Below are 19,020 nucleotides of genomic sequence, written 5' to 3' on the forward strand. Positions count from 1 at the left end.
GGCTGGATCAGACCAACAGCAACCGGCCCCGGAAATCCGGGGTGGTGGTAGTGGTGGTGGTAGTCACACGGTTAGCCATGAGCGCAGATATAGGCGCGGCGAATGGCGATGTCATTACCCGTGTTTTGGACTTCAACCGGAAAGCAACCGCTCCATTATGGAAAGTGTGCTTGACAAACATACGAATCAATGACAAGTATGCTTTCCACAGTTGAAAGGGAGCTTTACCAATGACAATTCGAAACAAAGCTATACTATGGGCCGTGATCATCATCACTGCCGCAATATTCCTGGCCGCAAGTGAGCTAAGCAATGGCGCGTCCTTTGGGATCATAGGCGGCCTGAGCGGCGCAGCGATGGGCATGCTCAACGGTGGGTGCAAGAGCAATTCAAAGTGCCTGCTATGAGCGGGGCAACAACAGAAAGCCGGGGCGTTTTGGGCCGCGGACCAGTGTTCTGGGGTGTGTTGATGCTCATCGCCTTTGGCATCAGCGCTGCGCTGAGCATTTCGGGCGCAGTCGAGGGAGCGGCTGAGATCATCCTGATGATCGTTCCAGCAGCACTGATTGTTCCACTGTTCACCTCCGCCAGCAGACGGATCGATTCAGGCGGTGCGGGGTGCCTCAAGGGCGAGGCGAAAAGGCGCTATCTCAAACGCATCGCAATTTCGACCAGCTGCTACATGGTGGCGATGGGCCTGCTCGTCTATGTCGACAAGGCAGAGAATGTGGATGTCGCGATCAGGATACTGGTCGCATTGCTACCCGGGTTTGGCGTGATTGGCGTGTTTTGGGCCATCGGACGCTTGATCGTCGAGGAGCAAGACGAATTCATCCGTATGCTCGTCGTGCGCCAATCGCTTATCGCCACTGGATTCACCCTCAGCCTCGCCGCGGTCTGGGGCTTTCTGGAAACCGCCGATCTGGTTCCGCATGCCGACGCCTTTTGGTGGCCGGTGATGTGGTTCCTCGGCCTTGCCATCGGAGCGGTTTCCAACCGTATCCAATACGGTACATGGGGCGCTGTGTGAGCGCTATGACCATCATAAACTTAGGAATTCTGCCATGAAAATGGGAATAAGCAGGCTCGATTGGTTTCTCGTTCTACCTCTGTTTGCCTCAGCCGTAATGATCGCGGAGATCGACCCACCGCGTGTGAGCGCAATAAATCTCACCCAGTGGGAGCAAGCGGGCATTCTTGTCCCGATAACGCTGATAGTCAGCCTTCTGGTTGCGATCGGCGCAGCAATTGATCGGCGGTGCAGCGAAGAATATCTTTTTCAGATCATGGCCAATGCCGCATTGGTAGGCGTCGCCGCTTCTATGTTCGTGCACATGTTCTGGATCATCGGGACCAAAGTCTTTGACCTGCCTGATATGTCTGCAGAGAACGTGGTCGGGGTTACCATGCTGGCCCTGATACTTAGCTATTACTGGTTCCGCTTCAAAGGCATCAGCCAGTGAACAATCGCCTCAAAGTGCTGCGCGCAGAGCGCGATTGGAGCCAGCAAGACCTCGGAGACAAACTCGGCGTCTCGCGCCAATCCGTCAATGCGATTGAGAAGGGGCGCTATGACCCGTCCCTGCCGCTCGCGTTCAAAATCGCCGATGTGTTCGGCCTTGCGATCGAGGATATTTTCAGCCGCGACTAAACCCTGCTCGCCGCCAAAGCACTCCGATCGCATGCATCCCGCTTCACCCGGTTGCGTATCACCCCAGTGCGCCGAGTGGAGCGGGTTTTGCCGCGTCAGCGCCCTTGCGCGCGCACGCTGCCTGCGGGCATGAGGGCGCACATGAGCGATATTCGATTTCACGAGTTTGACGATGGGCAGAAAATTGCCTTTCGCCACATTGCAGGCACCGGCCCGACTGTGGTCTTTCTGCCCGGCTATATGTCGGACATGGACGGAGGCAAGGCGAGCGCAATATTCGCCCGCGCGGCGGAATTGGGGCGGGCCTGCCTGCTGCTCGATTATTCCGGATGCGGGCGGAGCAATGGCGACTTCGCCGATGGTACGCTGTCCCGCTGGCGCGATGAAGTGCTTGCTTTGATCGAGGCCTATGTCGATGGCGGCGTGCTGCTGATCGGCTCATCCATGGGCGGCTGGCTGATGCTGATGGTGGGCGAGGCTTTGGGTGCGCGGCTGACTGGAATGATTGGCATCGCGGCTGCTCCCGACTTTACGACATGGGGCTTCACCGACGAGCAGCGCGGACAGATGGCGGCGGGCGAAGTGCTCTACGAAGATAACCCTTACGGGCCAGAACCAACGCCCACCCATCCGGGCTTTTTCGCGGATGGCGAGGCCAATCTAAAACTGGACAGCGAGGTCGCGATTGATTGCCCGGTTCGCCTGCTGCACGGCCAAAAGGACGAGGATGTGCCCTGGGAAATCAGCCTGCGGCTCTCCAAGGCGATGCGTTCGGACAATGTACAGGTGACCTTTGTCAAAGACGGCGATCACCGCTTGTCGCGCAAGAATGATATCGCGCTGCTGCAAGCGACGGTCGATCAATTTTACTAGGCGAATATCACAGTGTCTTTTTCCAGCGCGCTCATCCTCATGCTGCTTCAGGTTGGCCCCAACCCCAGCGCTGGCGCGATCCAGGGTGCACCCGATGAGCTGCTCAATCGCCCGCCACGCACCACCAATGAAATTGCCCCGCCGCAACCCGCCGATCCGCTGAGCATTTGGCTGACCGATTGCCTTGATCTGGTCGAAAGCGACCCGGCCCGCGCCCACACCAAAGCGCAGATCGAGCGCAACCAAACATCCGGCGCGGCCAGGGTCATTGCCAATCACTGCCTGGGGCTCGCAGCGACAAAGCTGAACCTGTGGGACGATGCGACTGCCGCTTTCATCGCGGCCCGCGATGAAACGCCTGCGGAAGAGCCGAGAGCGCGGGCACGTTTTGGCGTCATGGCCGGCAATGCCGCCCTGGCAAACACGCTTTGGGCAGACGCCTACAATATTTTGAGAGAGGCACGCATTGACGCCAAAACTGCTGCGTCTGGTGCACTCCAAGCAGCAGCAGCACTTGATATGGCTCGCGCCCTGGTTGAGATTGATCAGCCGGAAGAAGCACTCATCGAATTGGACAATGCAACACGCCTCATGCCTGGCGACGCGGAGGCATGGCTGCTCAAAGCAACGCTGCTACGGCGCGAAAACAAACTGCCCGAGGCGCAAACGGCGATTGAGAAGGCGGCTGGCCTTGCCCCGCTTGATCCGCAAATCGGGCTGGAGGCGGGTGTAATCGCGGTGCTGGATCTCGCGCGATGACGCCGCCCGCGCCAGCTGGCAATCGGTGATCGACACTGCGCCCAGCAGTCCGCAGGCAAAGACCGCTAGCGGCTATCTGAAACAGCTGGGCCCTGTTACACCAGCCCCATAGCAAGAGGGCTGATATGACCGAATTTTCTGTGCTTGATCTGATCCCGGTTCGCGAAGGCGGGAATGTGGCAGAGGCTTTGGCCGATGCGACTGATCTGGCGCGCGCGGCAGAGCGCATGGGCTGCAAACGCTTTTGGGTGGCGGAACATCACGCGATGGATGGGATCGCGGGCGGCGCCACCTCTGTGGTGCTCGCTCATATCGGCAATGCGACCCGCCGGATCCGGATCGGCTCTGGCGGGATTATGCTGCCCAATCACACACCGTTCCAGATTGCTGAGCAATTCGGCACATTGGACGCCTTGTTCCCCGGCCGAATTGATCTGGGGTTGGGAAGGGCACCTGGGGCCGGGCCAGAATTGCAGCGTGCCTTGCGCAAAAACCTGCATCAGGCGGCTGAATATTTCCCGCAGGATGTGGCGGAACTGCGCGCGCTTCTGACCGGCGATCCCGACCTGCCAATCACGGCCACTCCGGGCCTGGGCGCTCGGCCGGAGATGTGGATGCTGGGCTCCAGCCTGTTTGGCGCTCAACTCGCGGCAAAGCTCGGTCTACCCTATGCGTTTGCCGCGCATTTCGCACCTGATCATTTGGATGCTGCGCTGGAGCTGTACCGGAGGGACTTCGAACCGTCAGACGCGCTGAATCGCCCGCATGTCATGGTGGCGATGAACGTCTTTGCCGCGCCAAGCGAAGCGGAAGCCCGTCTGCTTGCCTCAAGTCAGCAGCAAAGTTTTGTCCGGCTGCGCAGCGGCAATCCCGGCAAACTGCCACCACCGATTGCACAATACACCTCGACCCTGCCCGCGCCAGCGCGCGCCATGCTCAACCATATCGGCCAAGCCGCAGCCATCGGCACCGCCGATATGGTGGCGAGCCAAGTGAACGATTTCATCAAACGTACCGGCGCGGATGAGATTATGCTGTGCGGCGCGACCTATGATCCAGCGGCCCGAATTCGCTCGCTGGAAATCACAATGCAAGCGCTTCGAACTAGAGAGAAGGCCGCTTCAACCGCGACGTAAGTCTAAACAAAAAATTTTGCGCGGGCAGGTGTTCGACACGGTTGCGCGACCAAGCCAATCTCGACTATCGTTGATGGAATAATGCGCTCACGCATAATATAATATCAAAGGGGCGAAGATGGTTTCGAAACCCGCTAAAAAGCTCGCAGGAAAAGCTTCAGCCAAATTAAAATCGGTGCGTAATCCGCGCCGCAGCAAGCATCATTCCGCGCTGTCAGACCGGCTGAGCAATGCGATTCTGCCCGGTGATACGCCCTTTGCCAAGCAAGCTCTGGAAGAGGCGACTGCGTTTCTGCTGGCCGCAGCCGAGCAGCGCGAGATAGATCACGCATCGCTCGTCATGGAAACCGAAACTGATGAGCGGCGCATTATGCGCATCGCTCTGGTCAATGACGATATGCCGTTTCTCGTCGATTCGGTCGCCTCTGCGCTCGCTGCCCAAGGAGTGACGATTGACCGGCTGGTGCATCCGATCATTTCAGTGAAACGCGACAAGTCGGGCAAACTTACCGAACTCGGCTCTGGCGATGCGCGCGAATCGATGATCTATATCGAAACGCCTCGGATCGACGCGCGCCAACGCCGCGAATTGCTCAAAGAACTGCGGCTGACCCTGGGTGATGTCCGGGCCGCCGTAAATGATTGGCCCAAAGTGCAATCCGCCATGGAGGCGGATATCGGGCGCATGAAAGAGCCGGAATTCAAAGATCTGCTGACATGGCTCAACAGCGGAATGTTGACTCAATTGGGCCATGTAACCCGCCGCCGCGATGGCAGCCAATCCGGCCTGCTGGGGATTTGCCGCAAGAGCGCACGCGCTTTGCTGGCCGATGCGTCATACGATAAAGCATTCAAGTGGTTTGGGCAGAAACGACCCAATGGCCGCACGCGAGAGCTGCTGATCATCAAATCGAACCACGCGGCCAAAGTTCACCGGCGTGTGCCACTCGATCTGTTTATCGTCCCAATCCGCAAGCAAGGCAAAGTCGTTGCCTTGTCGATTCATACCGGCGTGTGGACCAGCGCCGCGCTTGCCTCCGCGCCTGCCGCCGTGCCGCATCTGCGCGAAAATCTTGATGCGCTGACTAAAGAGCTTGGCTTCAACCCTTCCGGGCATACCGGTAAAGCGCTGGTCCATGCCTTTACTGCTCTGCCGCATGATTTGCTGATTGCGTTCAACCGCGCGGACATTGGCCGCCTGGCAACTACTATGATGAGCCTGGTTGATCGGCCAAGGCCGCGCTTGTCGCTCGCAAGTTCGCAGTTGGGCCGCCATGTGTTTGCCTTTGTGTGGCTGCCGCGAGACTTGCTCTCCACTCAAGTGCGCTTGCAAATTCAGGAGCTGCTGACCGCCGAGGCGAATGCGAAAGTCCTGGATTGGAGCCTGGAGGTCGAAGGTGGCAATCTGGCGATGTTGCAATTCGTGCTCGATATTCGCGAAGCCAAAGCAATGCCAGAAGAGGATGAGCTGGAAGGCCGCCTGGAAGACATGCTGCGCGGATGGGGTGAGGGCGTTGAGCGCCATCTTGCCAAGAGCGAAGACCCTGCTCGCGCAATGGCGATTGCGGCGCGTTATGCCGGTGCGTTTCCGGCCAATTACCGCTTGCTTTATGGCACCGCCGAGGCAGCAACTGATATTCGCCGGATCCGCGCCCTCAGTGCCCGCACCAGCGGTGATGATGCCATCCAGCGCGATGTGCGATTGTACCATCTGGACGGTGATGCAGCCGACAATCTGCGCCTCAAAGTCTATCAAAGCAGCGGCGCCTTACCCTTGTCTGATGCGGTGCCGGCGTTGGAGAACTTCGGCTTTCGCGTGATCACAGAAATCCCAACCGCGCTTGACGATGGCACGCTCGGCTCGATCCATGATTTCACTCTCGCTTTGCCAGAAGGAGATGAGGCTGCTCCGCTACTGGAGCGTGCGGATATTATCGAGCAAGCAATCGCCGCCGTGCTGAATGGCAATGCGGAGGATGACCCGTTCAACCGGCTGGTGATCGGAGCGGGCCTAAGCGCGCAGGAGGCCAATTGGCTACGTGCCTTCTACCGCTATCTGCGGCAGACCGGCATGGGATTTACAATCTACACCGTGGTCGACGCGCTGGCCGCCGCTGTGCCGGTAACCAAGGCGATGATCGCGCTATTTGCCGCGCGTCATGACCCCAAATTTAAGGGCAACCGCGAAGAGGCAGAAAAGAAAGCGCAGTCCGACTTTTCACGCGGGCTGGCCAAGGTGTCCGCGATCAATGATGACCGGCTGCTGCGGCTCTACAATGCAGTTATTAGTGCGATCCTGCGCACCAATGCGTTTGCCGATGCCGCGGCGGAAGCGCTGGCATTTAAGTTCGATTCTGCGCAGGTGCCCGGTCTGCCAAAACCCGTGCCATGGCGCGAGATTTTCGTCTATTCCCGGCGGGTGGAGGGCATCCACCTGCGGGCTGGCGTGATCGCACGCGGCGGCCTCAGATGGTCGGACAGGCGCGATGACTTCCGCACCGAGATCTTGGGCCTCATGAAAGCGCAGCGGGTTAAAAATGCAGTGATCGTTCCGACCGGAGCGAAGGGCGGCTTTTATCCAAAGCAATTGCCATCACCAGCGAAGGATCGCGATGCCTGGGCCGCAGAGGGCCAGACAAGCTATGAGATTTTCATCCGCACCCTGTTGTCGATTACGGACAACATTGTGAAGGACAAGGTCGTCCACCCAGAAGGCGTGGTGGTGCATGACGGCGAAGACCCTTATTTCGTGGTCGCCGCGGACAAAGGCACCGCGCGTTTCTCCGACGTTGCCAATGGCATCGCAGAAAGCCGCGATTTCTGGCTTGATGACGCCTTCGCCAGCGGCGGCTCAAACGGTTATGATCACAAGGCCATGGGCATCACCGCGCGCGGCGCGTGGGTCTCTGTTCAGCGGCACTTCCTCGAAATGGGGATCGATGTGCAAAGCGACAGCGTGCGCGTGGCGGGCTGCGGCGATATGTCGGGCGATGTGTTCGGCAATGGCATGCTGCTGTCGAAGGCGATTAAGTTGGTTGCGGCCTTTGACCACCGGCACATCTTTATCGATCCCGATCCCGACCCGGCGCAAAGCTGGAAAGAACGCAATCGTCTGTTCAATCTGCCGCGCTCCAGCTGGGAGGATTACAATTCGAAATTGATCTCCAGCGGCGGCGGTGTGTTCTCGCGCGATCAAAAGAGCATCAAGCTGCCCAAGAAAGCACGCGAAATGCTTGGGCTTGAAGAGGTTGAGATTGCGCCCGATGATCTGGTGACGGCGATCCTCAAGGCGGAGCTTGATCTGATCTGGTTCGGCGGAATTGGGACGTACATCAAAGCCGAAAGTGAAGGCGATGCAGCGGTTGGCGATCCCGCCAATGATGCGTTGCGCGTAACCGCCGCCGAAGTGCGCGCGAAAGTCATCGGTGAGGGCGCAAACCTTGGCGTGACGCAGGCAGGCCGGATCGCATTCTCACTAAATGGCGGGCGGGTGAACACCGATTTCATCGACAATTCTGCCGGTGTTGATTGCTCCGATAACGAGGTGAATATCAAGATCGCGCTCGCTGCTGCCAAACGCGATGGCAAGCTGACCGAGAAGAAGCGCGTCTCCGTGCTGGAATCAATGACAGACGAAGTCGCGGCAATTGTACTGGAGGATAACCGCCTGCAAGCGCTCGCGCTGTCGATTGCGGAGGCTGGCGGCTGCGAAGCGACCGCGTCTTACACGCGTCTTATCGAAACACTCGAAGACATAGCCGATCTTGATCGCCGGACAGAGGGACTCGCATCTAGCGAGGCGCTGATCCGGCGCGCGGGCGAGGGCCACGGAATGACCCGGCCAGAGCTTGCGGTGCTGCTGTCCTCGGCCAAACTCGCATTGCAGGATGCGATCGAAGAAAGCCCGCTATCCGCCGATAAGGCGATGGAGGATGCGCTGATCGCGCTGTTCCCAGAGCCGATGCAAAAGGGTTATGCGAAGCAAATCAGGCAGCACCGCTTGCGGCGCGAGCTGGTAGCAACAGAACTCGCCAACCGCATCATCAACCGCATGGGCATATTGCCCGCATTCGAACTGGCCGAAGAGGAGGGCGCCTCGCTAGCCGCGGTGACCAATGCTTTTGTCGCTGCCGACCAATTGTTTGGGACGCGGGCGATCTGGGAAGAGCTCGACAAGGCCAAGATGAGCGAAACCACGCGAGATCATGCTGTTCGAGCGGGTCGGCATCGCCTTAAGGGGCCATATGGCGGACTTGTTGCGCGCTGGCGCGGCCAAGCGACCGCCCGCTGAATTGGTCGAGGAATTGCGCGGCGGGATCGAAGAATTGCACGATGCCACGGACGCTATGCTGGCCGGCGAATCGCGCCAACAAGCGAACAAAATGCGCAGCGAGCTGATCGACGCGGGAACGTCTGAGGCACTCGCCAAGAAGGTCGTGCATCTGTTCGAAATGGACGGCGCAATTGGTCTGGCGAAGCTGGCGCGCGACGCCGATGTCGCGGCGCTGCAGCTCGCCGATGCCTTCACCGACATGGGCGTGCGTCTGGGCCTGGACTGGGCCCAGGCAACCGCTGCGCTGATGGAACCATCGGATGTTTGGGAACGCTTGTTGGTCGCTGGGCTAGCGCGCGACTATCAGCAGATGCGGTTCGATTTCCTGCGCCAACTGGTTCGGCGCAAGAAAGGCAAGGCTGATCCGGCCCATGCGGTGGAGCAATGGGCGAGCGATAATGCGCCCGCAATCCGCCAGTTCAAGGCAATGGTTGGCCGGGCAAAAGCGCACACGCCGGTGGCCCCTGCTGTGCTTGCACAAATCGCCAGCCAGGCGCGCAATCTGCTAGACCCTTAGGTCATCATCGCCCGGTCCAATGCGCGCAATACGCTTGACCTAAGCCAATTTTGGGGCAAGCGTTCGCGCCATGGATAGCGCCGATATCGTAATCGTGGGCACCGGGCATGGCGGCGCGCAAGCGGCCATTGCCTTGCGCCAACAGGGGCATGAAGGTTCGATTGTGCTGGTTGGGCGTGACGCCGCGCCGCCATACGAACGCCCGCCTTTGTCGAAGGAATACCTCGCCGGGGACAAGCCGTTTGAGCGGATTCTGATCCGGCCCGAGAAGTTCTGGGCAGACAAGGATATCACCCTGCGTCTGGGCCAAGGGGTCATCGAAATTGACTGGATGGCGCATGAAATCGCACTGATGGATGGCAACCGGATTGGCTATCGCAAGCTGATCTGGGCAGGCGGCGGCGATCCGCGCAGGCTCCCTTGCCCGGGCGCCAATTTGAACGGCGTCTTCTACGTCCGTGACAAGCGCGATGCCGATGCGATGATGGCTGCGATCAGTGGCGGCGCGAAGCGCGCAGTTGTGATCGGCGGCGGCTATATCGGGCTGGAGGCAGCCGCTGTGCTGCGCAAGCTGGGCGTCGAGGTTACCTTGGTAGAAGCTCAGGCGCGCCTGCTGGCCCGCGTTGCTGGTGAGGAATTGTCAGACTTCTACGCGGCGGAGCACCGCAATCATGGCGTCGACATTCGGCTTGGCACAAACGTTCAGGAAATATCCGAAACAGACGGCCAGGCCAGCGGCGTATTGCTGGAAAGCGGCGAAATGCTCGAATGCGACATGGTTGTCGCAGGGATTGGCATTATCCCCTCCGTAGCGCCTCTGATCGCGGCGGGTGCTGCTGGATCGAGCGGCGTTGACGTCGATATCTATTGCCGCACAACTCTGGACGACATTTATGCGATCGGCGATTGCGCTGCTCATGCCAATGATTTTGCCGACAGCGCAGTGATCCGTCTGGAATCGGTGCAAAACGCGCATGATATGGCGAACACAGCAGCGCGCGCGATTATGGGCGATAAGCAACCCTATCACGCCCTGCCATGGTTCTGGTCGAACCAATATGACCTTAAGCTGCAAACCGCAGGCCTCAGCCTGGGTTACGACGAGACGATCCTGCGCGGCGATCCAGCTACACGCAAATTCTCGATCGTCTACTTGAAAGAGGGGCGGCCGATAGCCTTCGACTGCGTCAACGCAATGAAAGACTATGTTCAAGGGCGAAAATTGCTCGAAAGCGAGGTCAAGGAAGTCGATAAGGCCCTGCTCGCTGATCCCGAAGTGCAGCTAAAAGAGCTCCGCTAAACCGTTAGTGACGGTTCTACACGACAATCCGAAAGAGACATTTTCATGCAAAAAGAGGATGGCGGCTCCATGCTTCAGGGGCTGAAGGTACTGGACCTGACCACGGTTGTGTTTGGCCCCTATTGTACGCAGATCCTTGCTGACCTTGGTGCTGATGTCATCAAGGTCGAGGCACCGGGCGGCGATGCGTTGAGACATTCCGCTAGGCCCGCAAAGACGGCCGGGATGGCGCCTAGCTTTCTCGCTCTCAATCGCGGCAAGAAATCGCTGCCGCTCGACCTGAAGGACGACGAGGCGAAAGCGCAATTGCGCGAGCTGGTGGCAGAAGCAGATATGCTGATCCACAATATCCGCGCAGAGGCGATCGAACGGCTGGGGTTCGGATATGAGGCGGTCAAGACGCTGAACCCCGATATCATCTACGTTCATTGTGTCGGCTTTGGCTCCGATGGCCCATATGGCGGATTGCATGCCTATGACGATGTGATTCAGGCGGCGAGCGGCGCGGCCACCCTGCTGCCCCGCGTCGATGGCAATGAAAAGCCGCGCTATCTGCCTTCGCTGATTGCAGACAAAGTCGCCGGATTACACGCCGCCTATGCTTCAATGGCGGCGATGATCCACAAGCTGCGCACGGGGAAGGGACAATTCCTCGAGGTGCCGATGTTTGAGGCGTTTTCGAACTTTATGTTGAAAGAGCATTTGGGCGGACTGACATTCGATCCGCCAGTCGGCCCAGCCTGCTACAGCCGCCAGATCGATCCGGACCGCCAGCCTTTCCCGACCAGAGACGGCTATATCTCCATCGTCCCCTATCAAATCGACCATTTTCTGAAGGTCGTGGCACTGCTAGGCGATGAGGAATTTGCGAAGGAGGCGCGGTTCCAAAGCATCAAAGGGATCGTCGAAGGCAGCAGTGATCTTTATCGCCGCATTGGCGAGCTGAGCGCGCAAAAAACCACCAACGAAGTGCTAGCGATAATGCGCGCGGCGCAAATGCCCGCCATGCCGGTGCGCGATATGCAGGATATGACTGCAGACCCACATTTGGACGCTGTTGGCTTTTTCGAACGCAGCGAGCATCCGACCGAGGGCACGGTGCTGAACCTGCGCGAACCGACCCGATTCTCCGAATGGAGCCCCACAGAGCCGCGACCAGCGCCCAATCTGGGCGACATTTCGGACGGCTTCGATAGTTAGGGTCTTGGCCCTAGCCAGTGGGAAGCTGCTTCAAAGCCCAGCGCGCGGCGTCCGCAACTACGGGATCGGCATCGCCTAGTAAGGCCTCCACGGGTGCGATCAGTTCGGCGTCACCGCTATTTCCTGCGGCATAAAGGCAATTGCGCACAAACCGATTGCGGCCAATCCGCTTAATCGGGGAACCGGAAAATACGCTGCGAAAGCCAGCGTCATCTAGCGCTAGCAATTCAGCCAGACGCGGTGCGGCGAGTTCAGCGCGCGGCAGAAATTCACGTGCAGCGTGAGCGGACTGCGCAAATTTGTTCCACGGACACACCGCCAGGCAATCGTCGCAGCCATAGATCCTGTTGCCCAGCGCGCCGCGAAACTCCTCCGCAATGGGGCCCTTGTGCTCAATCGTTAGGTAGGAAATGCAGCGCCGCGCATCGAGCCGATAGGGACTGGGAAAGGCGTCGGTTGGGCAGGCATTGAGGCACGCTCGGCACGATCCACATTGGTCCCGCTGAGGCTCGGTTAAGGGCAAGCCCAGCGTGGTGTAGATCGCCCCAAGGAACAGCCAGCTACCATGCTGCGGACTGACCAGATTGCTGTGCTTGCCTTGCCACCCGATCCCGGCCGCTTCGCCCAGCGGCTTTTCCATTACCGGCGCTGTGTCGACGAAGACTTTGACTTCGGCCTCCGGCGCCTCCGCCACCAGCCAGCGCGCCAACGCTTTGAGGCGTTTTTTGACCAGATCGTGATAATCCTTGCCCTGCGCATAGACAGAGATACGCGCCCGCTCTCCATGCGCCTCCAGCGCTAAGGGATCATGGGCCGGCGCATAGCTCATGCCAAGCGCAATCACCCGCTGCGCCTCTGGCCATAGCCCCTGCGGCGAGCGGCGGTGATGCTGGCGAGTATCCATCCACTCCATAGAGCCGTGATGCCCCTCGCCCAGCCATTGCTCCAGCCGCTCTGCGCGCACCGGATCTTCTGCCGCACTCGTCACTCCAAAGGCGGCAAAGCCAAGCTCGCGCGCTTTGTTTTCAAGGCGTTTGCCAAGATCAAGTGTTGCGCCTGCGTTAACCACGCTTAGGGTTACTCCCGTTTAGGCCCGCCCACTAACGGTGCTGGCCATGGATATGGCGGTAAGCGATCAATCAATCTTGAGCAATGAGCAGAAACCTCTCGCGATCGAAGCGCGCGGGCTCGTCAAACGCTTTGACGGCACATTGGCCGTGGGCGGGGTCGACCTCGAAGTGCCTGAAGGCGCGATCTATGGTGTGCTCGGCCCCAATGGCGCGGGCAAGACCACGACGCTGCGCATGTTGCTAGGCATTATTGATCCAGACGAAGGCGTCCGCCGCGTATTCGGATATGACCAACCGCACGATATTGGCCGCCTGATCGGCTATTTGCCGGAAGAGCGCGGCCTGTACCCGGCGATGAAATCCATCGAAGCGATTGCATTCATGGGCGCCTTGCGCGGCCTGCCACTGGCCGAAGGGCGCGTGCGCGGGCTGGAACTGCTCGAACGCCACGGGCTGGGCCACGCCGCCGAACGCCAAATTCGCCAGCTGTCGAAAGGGATGGCGCAGACGGTGCAATTGCTCGGCACGCTGGTGCATCAGCCGCGCCTGGTCGTGCTGGACGAGCCATTTTCGGGACTTGATGCGATCAATCAGGGCAAGCTGGAGGGGATGATCCGCGCACTGGCCGATGACGGCGTGACGGTGATCTTCTCGACCCATGTGATCCACCATGCGGAGCGCCTGTGCGAAGGCGTGGCGATCATTGCTGGGGGCGAAGTTCCCTATGCCGGCAGTGTTGAGGCCGCCCGTGACCGGATCCCGGCGCAGGTCCGGCTGGAAACGCGCGCCCGCGAGGGCGGCTGGACCGCTGCCTTGCCAGAAGACACCCGGCGCACGGGCGATTTCTTCACCTTCTCTCTGCCTGACAGCGGGATTGAGCCTTTGTTGAGGACCTTGATCGAAGGCGATGCAGGCATTCTTTCACTCTCGATTGAGCGGGCCGGTTTGCACGATGCCTTCGTCCATATCGCGGGCGAGGCGGCTGCGCGGCAGCTCGAAGTGGATGCCGCCGGCGGGGAGCAAAGCTGATGAGCAATCTTGATCAAGCAGCAATCGCGGCCAAACCTCGGTTGAGCTATTTTCAGGCGGCATGGGTTGTGGCTCGGCGTGACTTCGTCGCTGTGCTGTTCAGCCGCGCATTCCTGTTCTTTCTGATCGGGCCACTGTTCCCGGTTCTGATCGGCGGGCTGGCAGGCAGCATCGGCAAGACCACATCACAGCAAGCCGTCAGCGTCGAAATCGGCTTGGCAATGAGCGCGGCAGATAACGCCGCGATGGAGGCTGCCGCCGAAACGCTCCGCCCGCAATTGGGCAGCGCCTCACCGGTGCTCAAACGCGTACCTGAAGCTGAAAGCACCGCTGATTTTGACGCCCGCGCATTCCTCGACACCGGCGGGCGCAGCTATGTCGCGATCCTGACCGGCACCTTAGCAGAACCCAAGCTGGTCGGCACGCAAAGCCAGGTCGACCGCTGGAAAGGCCGGATTGAACTGCTCGCGGCCACCGCCAGCGCCTCGGCGCCCAGCCGCTATCCCGATGCGGCCAGCGAGATTGTCATCTCCAGCGGGGCATCCGACCGGTATAGCCGCGTGCGCACGGCGCAGGCGGCGCAAATGGTGCTATTTCTGCTGACGATTTTGCTGGGTGGTATGGTGCTATCCAACCTTGCCGAAGAAAAAGGCAATAAGATCATCGAAATCCTAGCCGCCGCCCTGCCGATGGATGCGGTCTTCATGGGCAAATTGTTTGCCATGCTGGGCGTTTCCTTCGTCGGAATTGCGGTATGGGGCACAACCGGATGGGCATTCTGGGCGGTCGCCGAAGACGCCATTGTCACCGTCACACAGACCAATTTCCGCGATCTACCCGGCCCAGCGATAGGCTGGCCGATGTTCATCACGCTCGGCATCATTTATTTCTCGATGGCCTATCTGCTGCTCGGCTCGCTGTTCCTCACCATTGGCGCCATGGCCAGCAGCGTGCGCGAGGTCCAGACCATGTCGATGCCAGTCACCATGCTTCAAATCATGGTGTTCTTCCTATCGGCCGCGAATATCGGGCAGACCGGCACACCGTTGGAACTGACATCCGTGGTTTTCCCGCTGTCATCGCCCTTCGCGATGATGGCCAGAGCCGCGTTGGAAGAAACGCTATGGACGCATGCGGTCGCGCTGGTTTGGCAGGCATTTGCCGTGTTCATCCTGATCAAGGGCGGCTCCACCCTGTTCCGCAAGCGAGTGATGAAATCGGGGTCAGGCGGCGCGAAAAGGCGCCGGTTTTGGCAGCGCGAACCGCAAGCGGCTGAACCTGCTGAATAGGTTCCTTATCGCAACTGACTATTGACACTGCTGTCAGTTAAGGCACCATGCGACTCACCAGAGCGGCCAAAGCCGCCGGATAGGAGAGAGACATGGCAACGATTGCGCCGCCTGCGAGCGATCAGAATTCCGCACCTGAATGGCGCACGTCGCCCACGGCGCATGAAGCGTTGATGGAACATTTTGCCAAGCATCCCGAAGAACGTCCGCAGCATTCGCACAAATGGGACGTCAGCCGATCAGACATCTATTACGAGGATCGCTGGCAGCCGATCTTCAAGGAAATGCAGGATGCAGGCCCGCTGCATTACATCCCGGAAAGCCCTTACGGCCCCTATTGGGCGGTCGTCGGACACAAGGCAATTCAGCACATTGAGGCTCTGCCAGAGGCGTTTTCCTCCAGCTGGGAATATGGCGGCATCACCATTCTGGAACGGCCAGAAGATGAAGAATTGAAGCCAGAAGAAGAGCGCTTCGAATTGCCGATGTTCATCGCTATGGACCGGCCCAAACACACCGGACAGCGCCGCACAGTTGCGCCCAAATTCACGCCCAGCGCGATGACCGTGATGGAAACCGACATCCGCGCGCGGACCGGCGAATTGCTGGATTCGCTGCCGCGGGGCGAAGTGTTTGATTGGGTCGACAAGGTTTCAATCGAGCTGACCACTGGCATGCTCGCCCTATTGTTCGATTTCCCATGGGAAGACCGTCGGTTGCTGACATTCTGGTCGGACTGGTCAGGCGATACAGAATTGGGTTCAATCCGCGAGTTGGACGAATATAGACGCGGCATCCTGCACGAAATGGCGGCCTATTTTCAGCAGCTCTGGGTCAGAAAAACGAAGGAAGAACCCGGCAATGATCTGATCTCAATGATGATCCATTCCGATGCGATGAACCAAATGAGCCCGCAGGAATTTATGGGCAATCTGGTGCTGCTGATCGTGGGCGGAAATGACACCACTCGCAACACGATGAGCGGGATTGTCCATTCCCTCGACAAATTTCCTGATCAGCGCAAATTGTTCGAAGAGCAGCCGGAACTGATCCCCAATGCGGTGCAAGAATGCATCCGTTTCCAAACGCCGCTGGCACATATGCGCCGCACCTGCACCGAGGACACCGAGGTATTTGGCCAGACCATCAAACAGGGCGACAAGGTCGTCTTGTGGTATCTTGGCGCGAACCGTGAAGAGACCGTGTTTGAGAACCCGCACAAGCTCGACATTACGCGCGATAATGCAAGGCGGCACATCGCCTTTGGCTACGGTATTCACCGCTGCGTCGGGGCGCGGCTGGCCGAATTGCAATTGAAGGTCTTGCTCGAAGAGATGCACAAACGGCGCATGCGCGTGCATGTCGCCGGCGATGTTGAGCGGGTGCGCGCAAACTTTGTCCATGGCTTCCGCACATTGGAAGTCGAAATCACCGAATTCTAGGTATATTTAGGGTGGGATTTTTCGCAAAAATTGTAACCTTTTAACCTGCGTGTGCGTATTTACGGATGATAGAATTCCTGAATCTAAAGAGTTACGCCATGACAGACACCAGACAAGACTTTGTCTCACACCGCCGCACGTTCCTAGGCCTACTCGGCCTAGGCGCGGCTATGCCAACGCTCGCCGCTTGTGGCTTCTCGCCGGCGCAGGCCAAGAGTTTTCCCATCGCGCGCAGCGACACAGAGTGGCGCAAAAGGTTGACCCGCGAAGAATACCGCATTCTTCGCGAGGCAGGAACGGAGCGCGCGTTCACCTCTCCGCTCGACAATGAAAAGCGCAAGGGCACGTTCGTCTGTGCTGGCTGCGGCAACAAACTCTATTCGTCTGCCACTAAATACGACAGCAAGAGCGGTTGGCCGAGCTTTTGGAAGGCTTTGCCTGGCGCGGTCGGGACGGCCACCGATTATAAGATTGGTTATCCCCGAACCGAAGTGCACTGCGCCGATTGCGGCGGGCATTTGGGCCATATCTTTGGTGACGGGCCAGAGCCGACCGGCAAGCGTCATTGCATCAATGGTCTAGCGATGGATTTTGTCCCGGCCTGATGGAGCGTCCAGATGGGCGCGAGCTTAGTCGCGCTTAATCCGCCAGACTTGCAGGCTGCCTTTTGTCTCTAGCTTAACCGGCTCCAGCCATTGCGGCGCGGCGCCATCACGCACGCGGGCGATAAGTCCATCTGGCGCATTGTCGGCGTAGAACATCGGCTCTCTGCGATCGGCACAGACGGCCACATAGGCGCTGCCGCGACTGATCAATTTTTCGCGCGCCTCATCGGGACTGGCCATCCAGGTCTCAATCACAAAGCGAATGCCGGCATCGCCGCGATGATGGCCCGAGCCAACAATCGTGTGCTCTGTTTCCAGAAGCAGGCGCGGGGCAATGTCGAGCGAGGAGAATACTTCACCGGCGGGTAAGGCGCGCAATTGCTCTGCCGCTGCGGCGATTTCGCATTTGGAGGCGGGCGGCGGTGAAGGCGGCAATGAACCGCCCAGTAAAGTGGCGCGCGCCGGGATCGCGAGGCCGAGCAGCATGATGGGGATCGTTGGCAACAGAGCCATCATCACACCAACCAAAGCCATCACCCGCTTGGGCACTTGCTGCATCACTCGGATGGCGCGCAGCCATTGGCCCGCCTGCCATGCCAAAGGCACAGCGGCGAGCGTAATCGCGGCGGCCCCAGCGCGGGAAACCAGCAAAGCAGTCGCCGTGGCCGCAATCAGCACCAACGTATATTCGGCCCAGAACCGGCGCAGCCATTCATGCGAACGCGACACCAGATTCAGGGCCGCAAAAAAGCCAATGATTGGTGTGACAATCAGATGCAGGGCCGGACTGAAGGACAGGCTCCAAAGCGGCTGCCCTTCGCGAATACGGTCATGCCACAGCTTATCCACGACAGGATCGAGAGTGGCAAACCCGCCGCCTGCGCATTGCGGCGCAGTGCCAAACAAAATCGCAATTGCCCCGCCGCCAACAACGCCAAATCCAAGTAGCAGAGCAGGCAGAGGCATGGGTTCAGCGCGCGCCAAAACCGTGAGAGCAAGCGCGCCCCAACCGAACATGCCAAGATGCACCAAGCCAATCGCATCGCAATAGACCGCTAGATCACCGACCCCTCGTGTGGAGAGAAACAAAGCGAAGCTCAACAGCGCCAGGGATTGCATGGTCGCGAGCAGCCAGATGCGATCATTGCGATTGCGCAGCCAGCGCAGTGCCATGACGCCGCAAATCACCGCCGCCAACGGCAAACCTTCAATCGAGATGGAGAGCCAGATCGCAAGCGCCCCGCCCGTGGCCCAGCCGCCCATGCAGGCATTGCGCGCCATCATGCCGTTTATCGCCGCCAAAGCGCATACAATTTGCCAACCGTGATGATCGATCCGCATTGGTGAAAGCTGAAACAGTAGCGGCATCGAAACCGCCAAGACCAGACAGGTGGTAAATGTCTCGCCTTCGCCCAAAAGTCGCCAGGCGATGCGTGCTGCGAACAACATCACAAACGCCAGGGTCACAAGCGGCACTATGATCAAGGCCGCAGTTTCCGCATGGGCGCCGCCGATCAAAGGGGTGAGAGCAAAGATGATCGCCGCCAAGGGCAGATCGACCAAGCGCGACCAATGCATGGGCACACCGCCATTTATCGCATCAGCGCGGTATTGCGTCAGATCAAACCAGCTTTGCCCGGCCAGCAAATCGCGCACTTGAACAAGGCGCAGGGCATCGTCAGGTCCCGAAAACTGCATTCCTGTAATGGCGCCCCATTTCACCGCGATCAGGAACGCGGACAGCGCAAGCCACACAATCCCAACCCGCAGCAGCAGGCCAGGTGCAAACAAAGATCGGCGGCGCTCGGTAAGCATC

15 protein-coding genes and 1 pseudogene are annotated in these 19,020 nt (G+C 59.2%); 14 read left to right on the forward strand and 2 right to left on the reverse strand.

Annotation, left to right across the window (positions count from 1 at the left end):
* Positions 1-230 precede the first annotated feature (230 nt).
* The 10 genes and pseudogenes from AC0V6O_RS14725 to AC0V6O_RS14770 all read left to right on the forward strand — a co-directional run bounded on the left by AC0V6O_RS14725 (position 231) and on the right by AC0V6O_RS14770 (position 11,769).
* The gene (locus tag AC0V6O_RS14725; protein WP_472643925.1) at positions 231-407 is read left to right on the forward strand and encodes a hypothetical protein; all 177 of its coding nucleotides are present in this window, start codon (positions 231-233) and stop codon (positions 405-407) included.
* Positions 404-1,030: a hypothetical protein gene (locus AC0V6O_RS14730; protein ID WP_486145194.1), complete on the forward strand. Its 627-nt coding sequence runs from the start codon at positions 404-406 to the stop codon at positions 1,028-1,030. Before AC0V6O_RS14725 ends, AC0V6O_RS14730 begins: the two co-directional genes overlap by 4 nt.
* A gap of 34 nt (positions 1,031-1,064) precedes the next feature.
* Positions 1,065-1,463, forward strand: coding sequence for a hypothetical protein (locus tag AC0V6O_RS14735; RefSeq protein WP_486145196.1), 399 nt, complete (start codon positions 1,065-1,067; stop codon positions 1,461-1,463).
* The gene (locus AC0V6O_RS14740) at positions 1,460-1,651 is read left to right on the forward strand and encodes a helix-turn-helix transcriptional regulator (protein WP_486145198.1); all 192 of its coding nucleotides are present in this window, start codon (positions 1,460-1,462) and stop codon (positions 1,649-1,651) included. The genes AC0V6O_RS14735 and AC0V6O_RS14740 overlap by 4 nt, the downstream gene beginning before the upstream one ends.
* A gap of 141 nt (positions 1,652-1,792) precedes the next feature.
* Positions 1,793-2,524 (forward strand): alpha/beta fold hydrolase, encoded by a 732-nt coding sequence (locus AC0V6O_RS14745; RefSeq protein WP_486145200.1) that lies wholly within the window; start codon positions 1,793-1,795, stop codon positions 2,522-2,524.
* Between the two features lie 12 nt (positions 2,525-2,536).
* Positions 2,537-3,283, forward strand: coding sequence for a tetratricopeptide repeat protein (locus tag AC0V6O_RS14750; protein WP_486145202.1), 747 nt, complete (start codon positions 2,537-2,539; stop codon positions 3,281-3,283).
* 125 nt (positions 3,284-3,408) lie between these two features.
* Positions 3,409-4,419, forward strand: a complete 1,011-nt coding sequence (locus AC0V6O_RS14755; protein ID WP_486145204.1) for an LLM class flavin-dependent oxidoreductase — start codon at positions 3,409-3,411, stop codon at positions 4,417-4,419.
* A 118-nt stretch (positions 4,420-4,537) separates the two neighbouring features.
* Positions 4,538-9,269 (forward strand): annotated as a pseudogene (locus tag AC0V6O_RS14760) (NAD-glutamate dehydrogenase).
* A 70-nt stretch (positions 9,270-9,339) separates the two neighbouring features.
* Positions 9,340-10,569, forward strand: a complete 1,230-nt coding sequence (locus tag AC0V6O_RS14765) for an NAD(P)/FAD-dependent oxidoreductase (RefSeq protein WP_486145206.1) — start codon at positions 9,340-9,342, stop codon at positions 10,567-10,569.
* Positions 10,570-10,614: 45 nt separating this feature from the next.
* Entirely contained in the window at positions 10,615-11,769 is a 1,155-nt protein-coding gene (locus AC0V6O_RS14770; protein ID WP_486145208.1) for a CaiB/BaiF CoA transferase family protein, read from the forward strand.
* 10 nt (positions 11,770-11,779) lie between these two features.
* Here AC0V6O_RS14770 and queG read toward each other — a convergent pair whose 3' ends face one another.
* Entirely contained in the window at positions 11,780-12,838 is a 1,059-nt protein-coding gene (gene queG, locus AC0V6O_RS14775) for a tRNA epoxyqueuosine(34) reductase QueG (RefSeq protein WP_486145210.1), read from the reverse strand.
* A gap of 46 nt (positions 12,839-12,884) precedes the next feature.
* Between queG and AC0V6O_RS14780 the strand changes: the two genes are divergently transcribed.
* The 4 genes from AC0V6O_RS14780 to msrB all read left to right on the forward strand — a co-directional run bounded on the left by AC0V6O_RS14780 (position 12,885) and on the right by msrB (position 17,204).
* Positions 12,885-13,868, forward strand: a complete 984-nt coding sequence (locus AC0V6O_RS14780; protein WP_486145212.1) for an ABC transporter ATP-binding protein — start codon at positions 12,885-12,887, stop codon at positions 13,866-13,868.
* Complete coding sequence (locus AC0V6O_RS14785) at positions 13,868-15,157, forward strand: ABC transporter permease (protein ID WP_486145214.1); 1,290 nt, start codon at positions 13,868-13,870, stop codon at positions 15,155-15,157. Before AC0V6O_RS14780 ends, AC0V6O_RS14785 begins: the two co-directional genes overlap by 1 nt.
* A gap of 92 nt (positions 15,158-15,249) precedes the next feature.
* On the forward strand, positions 15,250-16,599 hold the full coding sequence (locus AC0V6O_RS14790; RefSeq protein WP_486145216.1) for a cytochrome P450: 1,350 nt from the start codon (positions 15,250-15,252) through the stop codon (positions 16,597-16,599).
* 98 nt (positions 16,600-16,697) lie between these two features.
* The gene (msrB, locus tag AC0V6O_RS14795; RefSeq protein WP_486145218.1) at positions 16,698-17,204 is read left to right on the forward strand and encodes a peptide-methionine (R)-S-oxide reductase MsrB; all 507 of its coding nucleotides are present in this window, start codon (positions 16,698-16,700) and stop codon (positions 17,202-17,204) included.
* A 24-nt stretch (positions 17,205-17,228) separates the two neighbouring features.
* Here the strand turns inward: msrB and AC0V6O_RS14800 are convergent, their stop codons facing one another.
* On the reverse strand, positions 17,229-19,019 hold the full coding sequence (locus AC0V6O_RS14800; RefSeq protein WP_486145220.1) for a hypothetical protein: 1,791 nt from the start codon (positions 19,017-19,019) through the stop codon (positions 17,229-17,231).
* Position 19,020: the final 1 nt, after the last annotated feature.

The sequence above is a fragment of the Erythrobacter sp. JB2-19 genome (assembly GCF_057365005.1).